The sequence below is a fragment of the Bifidobacterium sp. UBA4282 genome (assembly GCF_002394995.1).
Classification (GTDB): domain Bacteria; phylum Actinomycetota; class Actinomycetes; order Actinomycetales; family Bifidobacteriaceae; genus Bifidobacterium; species Bifidobacterium pullorum_B.
This window is the reverse complement of record NZ_DGVO01000015.1, coordinates 1-11976: the sequence shown is the minus strand read 5'-3', so window position 1 is coordinate 11976 and position 11976 is coordinate 1. Positions and strand designations below refer to the sequence as shown.

Annotated in this window: 10 protein-coding genes and 1 riboswitch; of the genes, 3 read left to right on the top strand and 7 right to left on the bottom strand. The window is 65.9% G+C overall.

The window, feature by feature from the left end:
* From B4C31_RS01770 to B4C31_RS01760, 3 genes are all read right to left on the bottom strand, one after another.
* Positions 1-107: YccF domain-containing protein (locus tag B4C31_RS01770; RefSeq protein WP_291531091.1), on the bottom strand; the 107-nt coding region annotated here is incomplete at its 3' end.
* A gap of 57 nt (positions 108-164) precedes the next feature.
* Positions 165-2684: an energy-coupling factor transporter ATPase gene (locus B4C31_RS01765; RefSeq protein ID WP_414631824.1), complete on the bottom strand. Its 2520-nt coding sequence runs from the start codon at positions 2682-2684 to the stop codon at positions 165-167.
* Positions 2597-3205 (bottom strand): ECF transporter S component, encoded by a 609-nt coding sequence (locus tag B4C31_RS01760; RefSeq protein WP_291531089.1) that lies wholly within the window; start codon positions 3203-3205, stop codon positions 2597-2599. The genes B4C31_RS01765 and B4C31_RS01760 overlap by 88 nt, the downstream gene beginning before the upstream one ends.
* Before the next feature lie 6 nt (positions 3206-3211).
* Positions 3212-3363: riboswitch (FMN riboswitch) on the bottom strand.
* Positions 3364-3471: 108 nt separating this feature from the next.
* Here B4C31_RS01760 and B4C31_RS01755 point away from each other — a divergent pair.
* Positions 3472-4515 carry a glycosyltransferase family 2 protein gene (locus B4C31_RS01755; protein ID WP_291531088.1) on the top strand — a complete coding sequence of 348 codons (1044 nt, stop codon included), beginning with the start codon at positions 3472-3474 and terminating at the stop codon, positions 4513-4515.
* Here B4C31_RS01755 and B4C31_RS01750 read toward each other — a convergent pair.
* Complete coding sequence (locus B4C31_RS01750; RefSeq protein ID WP_291531087.1) at positions 4502-5284, bottom strand: nitroreductase family protein; 783 nt, start codon at positions 5282-5284, stop codon at positions 4502-4504. The two genes, B4C31_RS01755 and B4C31_RS01750, sit on opposite strands and share 14 nt — an antisense overlap.
* Positions 5285-5441: 157 nt before the next feature.
* Here B4C31_RS01750 and ppgK point away from each other — a divergent pair, with 157 nt between their 5' ends.
* Positions 5442-6206, top strand: coding sequence for a polyphosphate--glucose phosphotransferase (gene ppgK, locus B4C31_RS01745; RefSeq protein WP_288439929.1), 765 nt, complete (start codon positions 5442-5444; stop codon positions 6204-6206).
* 163 nt (positions 6207-6369) lie between these two features.
* Positions 6370-7647: a pyridoxal phosphate-dependent aminotransferase gene (locus B4C31_RS01740; protein ID WP_291531086.1), complete on the top strand. Its 1278-nt coding sequence runs from the start codon at positions 6370-6372 to the stop codon at positions 7645-7647.
* Positions 7648-7686: 39 nt separating this feature from the next.
* Here B4C31_RS01740 and B4C31_RS01735 read toward each other — a convergent pair whose 3' ends face one another.
* The 3 genes from B4C31_RS01735 to B4C31_RS01725 form a co-directional block, all read right to left on the bottom strand.
* Positions 7687-8490, bottom strand: coding sequence for an energy-coupling factor ABC transporter ATP-binding protein (locus tag B4C31_RS01735; RefSeq protein WP_291531085.1), 804 nt, complete (start codon positions 8488-8490; stop codon positions 7687-7689).
* Between the two features lie 149 nt (positions 8491-8639).
* Positions 8640-10310: an aryl-sulfate sulfotransferase gene (locus B4C31_RS01730; protein ID WP_291531084.1), complete on the bottom strand. Its 1671-nt coding sequence runs from the start codon at positions 10308-10310 to the stop codon at positions 8640-8642.
* 119 nt (positions 10311-10429) lie between these two features.
* Positions 10430-11976, bottom strand: a 1547-nt coding sequence (locus B4C31_RS01725; protein WP_291531083.1) for a hypothetical protein, incomplete at its 5' end; no start/stop codon positions are given.

Sequence of the window (11976 nt, the reverse complement as noted above, 5' to 3'; positions counted from 1 at the left end):
GGGATGCCGATGATGGTGATGCACAGCACCAGCCCGACCAGCGCCCAGCCGATCGCAATGAACAGGCCGCCCAGCAGGATCCACAGGATGTTGCCTAAGAGTCTCATGTCTTAAGCATACGCACCGGGCACTGCACTTCGCCATCAGGGGATACCCTGAACCGGTCAGGGCATCTGAAGCGCCATCAAGGCGAACAGATAGAGCACGGCCACGGTGATGAACAGCAGATCGCGCCGGCGTACGCGCATCCGCCGCCAGTGCGTGCGATGCGCACCCTCCTCATAGCAGCGCGCGTCCAAGGCGAGCGCCAGATTGTCCGCATGGCGCAGTGTGCCGGCGAATACCGGCACCACAATCGCCGTCAGCGCACGCAGGCGTTTGGCCGGGGAGCCGGTTTCGATGTCGCCGCCGCGCGCCGACTGCGCGTCGATGACCGCGTGCGCCTCGCGTGCCAATGTGGGCAGGAACCGCAACGCCAGGCTCAACACCAGGGCGATTTCCTGGGTATGCACGCCGAACCGCCGCAACGGTGAGAGTAGCGACCCGACGGCATCGGTGAGTGCGGTGGGCGTGGTGGTCGCCATCATGACCGCGCCCAGAACAATGACAAGCGCGAATCGCAGCGTGTACAACGCCGCGGTCTGTACGCCGCCCGTCGTGATGGTCAGCGGTCCCCATGCGGCCAGCACGTCGCCGCCGCGCGCGAAGAAGAGGTTGAGCAGTCCCATCACCACCAGCATGCCCAGGATCAACCGCACCGCGGCGAGCAGCCGCAACGGGTTCAGCCTGCCGACGGCGATGATCCCCGCGGTCAGCGCGGCCGCCAACCCCAGCTGCCACGCGTTCGAGATGGCGAACGCCGTGAACATCAGCACCAGGAACGTCACCATCTTGACCCGTGGGTCCAGGGAGTCCAACGGGCCGGCGGCGTTCACGGTATCGTTCGTTGTAGTGTCGCTGTCGCTGTCGCCGGCGTTAGAATCTCCACCGTTGCCGACGGCATCGTGGCGACACCGGACGGATTGCGGCGCATCCGCATTGCGGCGGCGAGCATCGGTCCGGTCGTGCCGTGCATGCGGCGGCTGCCCCATGGTGATGATCCGGGCGCCCATCGCCGCGGCTTCGGCGGCGGAATGCGTGATGACCAGCACGGTGACGCCTTGGGCACGCAGCGTGCGGACGAGATCATGGATCCGTGCGCTGGCCCGGGCATCCAACCCCGCGGTCGGCTCGTCCATGATGAGCACATCCGGCCGGCAGGCGAGGACGCCGGCGATGGCCGCCAGCCGTTGTTGGCCGCCGGACAGGGCGAAGGGGGAACGGTCGGCGAGATGGCCGATCCGCAGCAGCTGCAACGCCCACTCGACGTGCTCGCGCACCGCGGCCTCGGGCAGCCCCTGATTGCGCGGCCCGTAGGCCACGTCCTGCGCCACCGTGTCGGCGAACAGCTGCCGTTCCGGATGCTGCATCACATAGCCGACGTGCCGGCGTAGCGCCCGCCGCTGCGTGCGGGAGGCCGTACGCGGTTTCCGCACATGACCGGTTCCGGCTGTACCTGATCGGCGCTCTCGTGCGGTGGTGCGTCGGCCGCCGCGGGCGAGCGCGACCGGGACCCCCGCCACGGTGATCGATCCGTCGTCCGGCCGTTCCAGTGCGCACAGCAGGCGCGCCAGCGTGGTCTTGCCCGCGCCGTTGTGCCCCATCAGCGCCACGGTCTCGCCGCGTGCGATGTTCAGCGACAGGTCGTCGATCACCGGCGACGTCTGGCCCGGGTACGTGAAGAAGACATGCTCGACGGCGATGATCGGTTCGGCATCAGGCCGCGGTTCGTCGCCGCCGTCGGCGGGCGGGTGCGGTTGGTCGGCTGAAGCGGCACGGGCGGCGTCGTCCCGACGCGGGCGCCCCTCCGATACGATCCGCCCGGATTCCATGCGGATGACGCGATCCGCCCGCAGCGTTTCGTCGGCATGGTGGGTGATATGCACGATGGTCACGCCGCGCGCCTGCAGGCTGTCGAGAACCGCCATGACCTCGGCCCGGGCGGCCCCGTCCAGCATGGCGGTCGGCTCGTCGAACACGACCATCGCCGGCTGCATCGCCATCGTGCCCGCAATGGCGATGCGCTGCTGCTGACCGCCGCTCATCACCGTCGGATCCGCGGCTCGCGACTCGGTCATGTCGACCGCTTGCAAGGCCTCGGCGATGCGCCTGCCGATGTCGTCATGCGCGATGCCGAGGTTCTCCGGTCCGAACGCCACATCGTCCTCGACCACCGTGGTGACGAGCTGGTCCTCGGGATTCTGGAACACCGCGCCGATGCCGCGGCGCGCCCGGCGGTAGGCATCCGGATCCGGGCCGGTATCGCCGTCGAACACCCGTTCGCCCAGCACCGTGACGGTGCCCGCGTCCGGGGCCGCAAGCCCGGCGACGATCCTTGACAGCGTGGACTTCCCCGAACCGTTCGGGCCGACGATGCACACGCGCTCGCCGGCCCGAACGCTCAGATCCACGCCGTCCAACGCCCAGGTCGCCCCGTTGTCGTAGCTGAATCGGACGCCGCGCAACGCCACGGCGACGTCGTCGGTCGGCTGCGCGGTCATCGGTTGAGCAGGTTCGAGATCGGCTTGTAGATCAGGAACGTCACCACGCCGTGCACCGTCAGTTTGGCCAGGTTGAACGGCAATAGCGCCGGCACGATCATGGCTGCCACCTGTTCGACCGTCATATCCGCATAGATCGGCGTGACCAGCAGATTGCCGATGATCGCCACCACCAGCGCCACCACGGCGCCCGTGATGATGCCGATCAACGCGCCACGGCGTGTGCGCGCCCGGCGGTAGATCAGCGCGGCGGGTACGCTCATCGCCAGCGCCACGGCGATCGCCATCAGCGAACCCCACGGATCGGCGAACACATGCGGCACGAAGCCGAGCACGCTCACCAGCACCGCCGCAGCCGGACCGTACGCGAAACCGGCCACCAGGCACACGATGCCGGACGGGTCGTACTTCAGCCACGGCACGCCCGGAATCAGTGGGAACTCGATGAAACTGACCGCCATCGACAACGCGACGAACAGTGCGTACACGGCGATGCGGCGCGTGGACCAGCGTCCCGAATCGGCCACGCCGGTGGCATGCGCCGAAGCGGACGACGCGGACGAGACGGATGTGGAATGGGTATCGGTATGCGAAGACACGCTCATGCGAGCACCTCGTTTCTTCCATCCGGACTGTAACCGTTGGCTCCGGAATCGCACCGGATCAGCCGCATCCGCGGGTCGCGGGCTCCGGCGGCCACCGTTATGAACCCCGGTTGCGCCGTTACCGCCAGTAAGGAATTGCACCTTCCCTGAAACTTGCGTTTCCATTCGTACAGCCACCGCGGGACGAACGGCGACGGTGCGGCCGCATACCGGACGATGCGCGCGACGGTTGCCCGGTGGCGACGGTGGGTGCAACAATGGAGGACATGACTGTACGCAAGAAGAACAGCTCGCAGGCGCGACATGCCGAGAAGCCGGGGATCGAGAAGCTGGCGATCGTGGTGGTGACCTACAAGCGGCAGGAGCTGCTGCACACCCTGTTCGAGTCGCTGTTGGACCTGACCCAGGCGCCGTGGCGCATCATCATCGTGGACAACGAGCACAGCGACGAGACGCGCGGCATGGTCGAGGGGTTCGCCGCCGATGTCAAACGCCAGTGGGGCGATACGGTGCCCGACCTGAGCGGCAACGGGGGTCGCGTGGTGTATGCGCCGCAATCCGACAACCTCGGCGGCGCGGGCGGGTTCTCGGCCGGTGTGAGGAAGGCGTACGAGCTGGGAGCCGCCTGGTTCTGGGTGATGGACGACGATGTGGCCGTGCTGCCGGACGGCATCGAGAAGCTGGCGAAATGGACGAAGCGCCACGAGGTCATCCAAGGCAGCCGATACGACTACGACGGCGGTCCGTTCTACTGGCAGTATCAGTTCATCGTGCCGTTGGGCATCCCCAACCCGATCGCCCCGGCCGCGTTCGGCAAGGCCGGGTACCGGGTGATGAACACGCTGTGCTTCGAGGGAGGCCTGTTCAGCAGGCGGATCGTGGAGCGGATCGGCCTGCCTGACCCGCGGTTCTTCATCTACTGGGACGATACGATGTACGGGTATCGGGCCAGCAAGGTCACCAATCCGATCGTCGTGCCGGATGTGGTGCTGCGCCGCACGCGCGAGATCGGCAACTGGGATATTGCCGGCGTGCGCCAGCTGAACTCCACATCGGATATGAACCGGTACCATATCATGCGCAACCGCGGGTATATGGCCCGGTATTTCATGACATACGGCGATTTCCGCCCGTTCCTGTTCGCCGTGGGCACGTTGGCCACGGCCGCCAAGGAGATCATCCGCTTGGTGGCCGTGGACCGGGAGCATCTGCGCACCGGTCTGGTGCAGATCGCCAAGGGCTGGTGGGATTCGCGCAAGCTGCTGCACGATCCCACCTGGCAGCCCATGCCTCCGCTTACCGGTGAATGAACAACCCTCCGTCGCCCCACGCCCAGGTTCCGGAGCCTGCGCCGATCTGGAAATGCAGTTTGGCGATGCCCAGATCGTTGAGCGCCTGACCGCTTTCCACATTCGGGTCGATCATCGCCGCCGCGGTGTCGTCGTCGGGGTTGTATGAGAAGACGATCGGCTGGCGGTTCATCGCGCTCGGCGCCTTCATCGCGGCCTCGACGCCGGCTTTGAACCAATCCGGCGCTGTGGCACGGGCCTCGTCGCTCATCGGCGCGGTGAACTGCTCGTATGTCTTCGACTCGCGGTGCGCATCGCGGATCGCCACCAGCTCGGCATAGCTCTTCGCCATGCGGTCGAGGTGCTGTTCCGGATACCCGATGACCACGCCCAGATACAGCTCCTCACCGGCGGACAGCCGGCAATGGCGGGCCGCTTCGCTGCGATCCCAGCTGCCGCCGACCCAGCAGGTGCCCAAGCCCCGCAACGTGGCCGCCAGCACCACGCGTTCGGTGTAGAATCCGGCGCGCTCGCGGGCCTCGTCGTCGTCCTTCGTGCCGACGACGGCCAGATAGTTCGCGGCGTTGTTCAGGTGTCCGGAGGCGTTGGCGTCGGCGAACACGGCCGGCTGGTCGCGCACCAGCTGGATGTGCGCATCGGCGAGCATGTTGACCGCGTCGATGGTCATGTCGAGCTGACGGGCTGTGTCGTCGTCGATCGGATCGGGGTCGTAGGAGCGGATGGAGGTGCGGATGTTGACCGCGTCGATGAGTTGCGTGTGTTCTGCCATGTCTCCATTATCGCGCGCCTGGACCGATTATGTCATCAGAACGACAATTCGTGCATACGTTTGCATCAATTCGTGTGTTGGCGCGCGTGTCGATGGAGGCGCGCGATAGAATTTCGCGTACAGGGTAACCACCACACCTTATCGAGAGAGGTCAATGATGATTGAAACAGCGCAGGCGTTTGGCGTGGATATCGGCGGCTCCGGAATCAAGGCCGCGCCCGTCAATCTGGAAAAGGGCGAGTTCGCCGAGCCCCGTCTGAAGATCCTCACCCCTGAAGTATCGACCCCGGAGGCCGTGGCGGCCATCGTGCGTCAGCAGCTCGAGCATTTCGAGGTTCCCGAAACCGCTCCGGTCGGCATCGCGTTCCCGGCCCCGATCAAGCCTGGCAGGCCGCTGGACTTCATGGCCAATCTCGACCAGTCCTGGATCGGCGTGGACGTGACCGCCGTCTTCTCCGAGGCCTGCGGACGCCCTGTCGTCGTGGTCAACGACGCCGACGCGGCCGGTCTGGCGGAACAGCAGTACGGTGCCGCGCAGGGCCAGAACGGTCTGGTCATCGCCACCACGCTGGGCACCGGCATCGGCACCGCACTGATCTACAACGGGGTGCTGATCCCGAACAGCGAGCTCGGCCACATCGAACTGCCGAAGGGCAAAGGCGATGCCGAGAAGTACGCCGCCTCCTCGGCGCGTGAGCGCGAGGATCTCGGCTACAAGAAGTGGGCGAAGCGCCTGACCAAGTACTACGGCCTGATGGAGAAGTACTTCAACCCGGATCTGTTCGTGGTCGGCGGCGGCGTCAGCCGTCAGAGCGACAAGTTCCTGCCGTACATCGACATCAAGACCCCGATCGTTCCCGCCAAGCTGCGCAATGAGGCCGGCATCGTCGGCGCCGCGTACTTCGCCAGCACCAAGCAGTAACGTTTCGCACTGAACGTTGATGGTAACGCCGCCCCCTCATCCGGGGCGGCGTCATCATTTGGATGCGGCGGCGTTTGACCCATCTGTCTCAGGATTACGGTGTCGTTGCCGCGTATGGGTCGATTGGGCGTCGATTGCCGGTCGCGGCGTGTACAGTGAAGTCGTGCGTTTCTCATCCCGTGTCGACATCAGCGAACCCAATCCCATCGCCCAGGCCGAGGCTGTGGCGCGCCGCAACGGCATCGCCCTCGGCAAACTGAACGATTCGAATCCCACACGTCACGGTCTGGCCCCGGCGCAGGTGCCGGGAACGTACTCCGCCGACCCGCGTGGCGACCGTACGGCGCGTGAGGCGCTGGCCGCGTTCCTGACCCGGAGGTCGTCGGACGGTCCCCGTGAGACGGACACCCGCCACACGGATAACACCGGTGTCCACTCGGACATTGCGGATGCAGCCGACACCACACACCGGAACGATATCGCCGGTCGCGGCACCCGCCCCGTCGACCCTGACCACGTGTATCTGCTCAGCTCCACATCGCAGGCGTATTCGTGGCTTATCAAGCTGCTGTGCGACGCCGGCGACGCGGTGCTCGCACCGAAACCCGGCTACCCGTTGATCGAATCGATCGCGCGTCTGGAATGCGTGGATACGATCGCATACCAGCTGCAATACGACGGCTCCTGGTTCATCGACACGGCGGAGCTCGAAGCCCTGCTCGACGGCGCGGACGGTGCCCGCATCCGCGCGCTGGTGTTGATCAACCCGAACAATCCGACAGGTTCCTATGTCAAGCCGGCCGAACGTGAGGCCATCGTGGCGATGTGCCGGGCGCATGACGTGGCGCTGATCGCCGACGAGGTGTTCTACGACTACGCGTTGGAGCCGTTCGACGGCAACGCGCGGCTGGCGGGGGAGCCGGGCGCGCTCACCTTCGCGCTCGACGGATTCTCGAAGATGCTGGCGGCCCCGCACGCCAAGGTCGGGTGGATCGAGGTATCTGGCCCGGCGGATGACGTCGCGGAGGCGCTGAAACGGCTGGATGTGATCGCCGACGACTACCTGCCGATGAGCGATATCATCGCCGGGCGGATTCCGGAGCTATTGGAGGCCGCGCCCGTGCAGACCATGCGCGTGCGGGAACGCGTGCTCGGCAATCTGACCACGCTTCGACGCCTGCTGGCCGATGACCCGCTGGGGGTGACCTCGCTGCTGCGACCGGAGGGCGGCTGGAACGTGCTGCTGCGCGTGCCGTCCGTCATCGATGAGAACGAGCTGGTGCTGCGGCTGATCGCCGACCATCGGCTGACCGGCCAGCCGGGATACTTCTTCGACATGACGTCGAACGGATACCTGGCGGTCTCGCTGCTGCCCGAACCCGACGAGTTCGCACGTAACATCCGCGCGGTACTGGATACCGTGGCCGATATGATGGCGTAACCCATCCGACGGCATGGTCTGGCGGGGATACCGGTGCGGTTACCGCTGCGCCTTGGCGGCCTCGAACTTGGTTCGGACCAGATTGTTGTAGAAGGTCACGGCCTGGTCCGGCGCGCCATCGAACACGATGCGATGGTCGTCGAGCACCAGCGTGCGGTCGATGGCGTATTCGGGGTGCGCGATCATCTCGGTGTCATGCGTGGCGAACACGACCTGCTTGTTGTAGCCGAACAGGGCCTTGGCCACATGCGTGGTGCCGATCTCGTCCAATCCCTTGGTCGGCTCGTCGGCCACAATGGCCGCGGGGGAGAAGCTCAGCGCGGAGGCGATGGCCAGCAGATGCCGTTTCTCGGAATCCAGCGCCGAGGCGGGCTGTCGCGAGACTTCCGCCAGACCGAAGTGGGCGAACAGGTTGCCGATGATCGCCTGCCGTTCCGACTCGGGCACCTTGTGCTTCTTCAGCGGCTCGTCGATGGCTTCGGCGATGGTGGCCGCCTTGTAGTAGCTGTTCGGGATCTCCTCGCGCCGCACGCGGCCGATGATGTCCTCGATGCGCTTCAGGTCGCGCTTGACGGCGGGGTTCAGCGATTCCTCGCCGCCCGCGATGCTCACGGTACCGGTGGTGGCGGTCAGTGCGCCGTCAAGCAGTTTGAGCAGCGTGGTCTTGCCGGACCCGTTCAGTCCGATGAGGGCCACGCGTCGTTCGCTGATGGTCAACGAGGTCGGTTCCAGGCCGACATTGCCGTCATCGTACGTGTATCCGGCATCGGCCAGCGTGAACGTGAGCGCACTCGGCGCGGGGGCGGCCGGCTTGCGGCCCTTTAAAGCGTCAAACAATCCCATAGGCGACCATTGTACCGACGTAAGGTTGCGTGAATGTACAGAAGGTCGGCGTCCCCGGACAACCGTCCGGCCTTTGGTTGACGGTTCCCGTCGGAGGCGCGGAAGCGACCGGGGACTTGCATGGGACGGTCTCGCGTGAATGCGCAAGACTAGGCGAAGTAGAAGCCCTTGAAGTCGTATTCGTAGACCCGGTAGATGTAGCTCGTGTTGAGCTTCATGCGGTACTGCGCCAGCGGCTCCCCGGTCGATTCGTCGTACACGCCGAACAGCCCCTGCAGGCCGGAGTCGATGAGTACACGCCCGCCATCGAGCTCCTGCGCCGAGCTGACCAGCGGCGAATACGGCACGTCGAAGGCGTTGACCTCGGTGTAGGTGCCGGCGTTCTCGTCGACCAGATATCGACGGTACTGCGAGTAGGCGCCCTCGGTGGCGATGCTGTACTGGGTCACGATGCCGTCGATCACGGTCCAGTCGAAATCCGGCCGCGTCTGCGCCGAACCGTAGTTGTTGTCGAACATGTACAGATAGTACTGGCCGTCCGGCAGCGCCGGATCGTCCACGTAGGTGATCGAATGCTGGCCGCCGGTGTCGGGGAAATTGCCGACCTTGGTCAGGAAGTCATCCTCCTGCGGCGTGCCCGCCCATACCGAAGGCTCGCCGATCATGTAGTCGAGCGTCGGCGTGCCCTCCAGGTCGTCGATCTTGATGATGGTGGAGGTCTCGCGCGCCGACAGCAGCGCCGAGCCGTCCGGCAGCATCTGGATCGTATTGAAATGGATCCAATCCCACTTGCCGGTCGCCGACAGATCCGACTCGTCGATGCCCGCGTGGTCGGTGGACATCTTGTATTCGGGGAACATGTCGCCCATGTCCAGCAGCGGCGTCACCTTGCCGGTATCCGTGTCCAGCTTGACGATCTGGTCCTGCACGCAGCCGTCGCTGCGGTTGAGCTCGGTGGCCAGCAGCACCAGGTTCTGGTCGGCGTCGAACGCGTAATCGTGATGCAGGATGTACCTGTCTCCCAGATCCAGGATCTTGACGAGCCGCCCGAGCCGGTCCATCGCCGCCATCTTCTCGGTGGACGCGGAGAACCACATCAGGCCGTCGTCGTCGAACAGCAGGCGATGGCTGCGGTAGAACAGGATCGGCACCTCGCCGCGCAGCACGCCGTTGGCGTCGTAGTAGAACATGAAGTCCTGATCGTCGCTGTCGTTGCCCAGGATCGCATACAGGCCGTTGCCCAGATCGGTGCCCTCGGCCGGCTGGACCGGCTGTTTCAGCCGCACCTCCTCGGTGCCGAGCAGGCCCAGCCCCTCGCGTTCGATGACACGTTCGGTGGTGCCGCCCGTCTCGTCGGTGATGGTCAGCGTGATCGTGTTCGTCCGGTCGGGCAGCAGGCCGAGCACCAGGAACTCGTGCTCGGCCGTGGCCCCGTCGACGCCCTCGTAGGCGTCCGCGGAGAAGTCCGGGTAGCCCTCGGCCGTCACCGTGTAGCTGACGGTCGCCGGCTGTTCGGTGGTGAAATAGACGTACAGCGAGCGCGTGTTCGTGGCGTAGGGGTCGTCCTTGATATAGATGTTGTCGATGGTGCGGGACTCCTCGTCACGTTCGGCGATGAGCTGTTCCTGCCGCATCTGCTGGAAATCGGCGGTGTAGACGTTCTCGATCAGCGCGTTGAGCCGCTCGATGCGGGTCTGTCGGACGGTTGCGGTGACGTTGGGCTGCGGCAGCAGGCAGAGCAGGGCGACGACGATGACCGCGATCGCGGCGAGGATCCAGCGCAGCGTACGGGGGTGCAGGCGTGTGGTGAAACGGCTCATCGGATGACTGGCCTTCCGTTCCTAGACATGACGACTGATGTGTTGGATACGTGGCACTGTTATACGCCGATAACCTGACGAATCGCCCGCGATTGTCCAATACGCGGCTGCAAGCGCCGTCAGAACAGCGTGAACCAGGAGCGTGCGGTGTGATACAGTCCGGAGTTCACGCCGATGAGGGCGTCGTCGCGTCCGGGCACGAAGAACCCGAGGAGGGTGACGGCGAGGGTGGCCAGCAGGATGAGCAGGATGAGCAGACGGCGCAGTCGCAGCGCCGGAGCGTGGGAGTCCACGGCGCCGGTGATGGCGAGGAAGGCGGGCAGCGCGGCCAACGCCAGCAGCCAGGCGAAGTCGATCATATACCGCCAACCGAGGCCGCCCTCCCACGCGTCGAACGCCAGCAGCGCCAGCCCCAGCGCCAATCCGCAGGCCAGCAGGCCCCAACAGCCGCTGCCGCGCAGCCGGCGGCGCAGGAACGGCAACGCGAAGGCCAGCATCAGCAGCGGGCAGAGCATGAACAGGCCGCCGATCATCTCCTCCGCATACGCCCAGGACGGCAGCGGCGTGGGCGATAGCGCCAGGAACGGGAACCCTGCCGTGAACCGCAGCGGCAGGAACAGATAGTAGGCCATCAGCAGCGGGAAGGTGTCTGGCGCGGGCGTGAATCGCGTCATATCGGTGACCGTGAACTGGTAGCTGTTGCCGAAATCCAGCGGGGAACCGAACCGGGCGGCGTTATAGGCCAGCAGCGGCAGCACGATGCACACCGCCGGCACCAGCACCGCCATCGGCATGCGCAGCGCCTGCCACACGCCGATCGACCGCTGCCGGATGCGGCCGTACAATGCCTTCAGCTGCGGCCAGAACAGCGGGATCCCCAGCAGCGCCACCAGCGAGAACGCGGGGCGGCACCCCAGGTTCGCGGCGATGCACAGCGCCCCGCCGGCCAGATGCCCCAGCTTCAACGGCGCGGCGTCGGGGCGTGCCGGACGCCGGCGAGGCATCGAGGCCCCCAGCCACAGCCACAGCCCCAGCGCGGACAGCAGCAGCGAGGCGGCGCAGGGAATCGAGTAGAAATTGGTGCGGAACCACAGGTACGGCGCGTTCGACCCCACCAGCACGAACACGATCGCCATCGACGTGGCGGCCAACGAGGTGCGCGGCGCGATACGCCGGATCAGACGGATCGTCAGCAGACAGGCGAACACCAGCACGCCGAGCATCAGCACCAGCTCGGCCGCGCCCGACGGCAGCATCCGCCCCGTGGCCAGCTGATAGGGCACGAACAACAACACCGCCGGCAGTACGCCGAAGTACGAGTACCAGTGCCCGTCGTGATACGCGTAATCCCAGAACAGCTGCACGCCATCGGCCAGCAGCCGGCTGCGCGTGGCCGCATCGTACGGATCCTGCACGGCTTGCAACGCCGGATCCACCGGCAGATCCACCCATACGCGCCCGTGGATCAACGCGTCGGCCACCCGGCCGTACTGTTCGAAGTCATAGGTGTACGCGTTCGGCTTGCTGAAACTGAGCGCGGTCGGATCCGAGGCCAGTTGCGCGGATAGCTGCATGGCCACCGGCACCAGCGTCGCCGCCGCGGCCGCCGCCATCACCGCGGCGAACGCCAACCGCTGCTTGCGGCTCGACGGATCCAACGTGATCC

Coding starts and splice junctions, on each gene's coding strand:
- B4C31_RS01755 (WP_291531088.1), top strand. CDS start 3,472: ATGACTGTACGCAAGAAGAACAGCTCGCAGGCGCGACATGCCGAGAAG.
- ppgK (WP_288439929.1), top strand. CDS start 5,442: ATGATTGAAACAGCGCAGGCGTTTGGCGTGGATATCGGCGGCTCCGGA.
- B4C31_RS01760 (WP_291531089.1), bottom strand. CDS start 3,205: ATGAGCGTGTCTTCGCATACCGATACCCATTCCACATCCGTCTCGTCC.
- B4C31_RS01735 (WP_291531085.1), bottom strand. CDS start 8,490: ATGGGATTGTTTGACGCTTTAAAGGGCCGCAAGCCGGCCGCCCCCGCG.
- B4C31_RS01750 (WP_291531087.1), bottom strand. CDS start 5,284: ATGGCAGAACACACGCAACTCATCGACGCGGTCAACATCCGCACCTCC.
- B4C31_RS01730 (WP_291531084.1), bottom strand. CDS start 10,310: ATGAGCCGTTTCACCACACGCCTGCACCCCCGTACGCTGCGCTGGATC.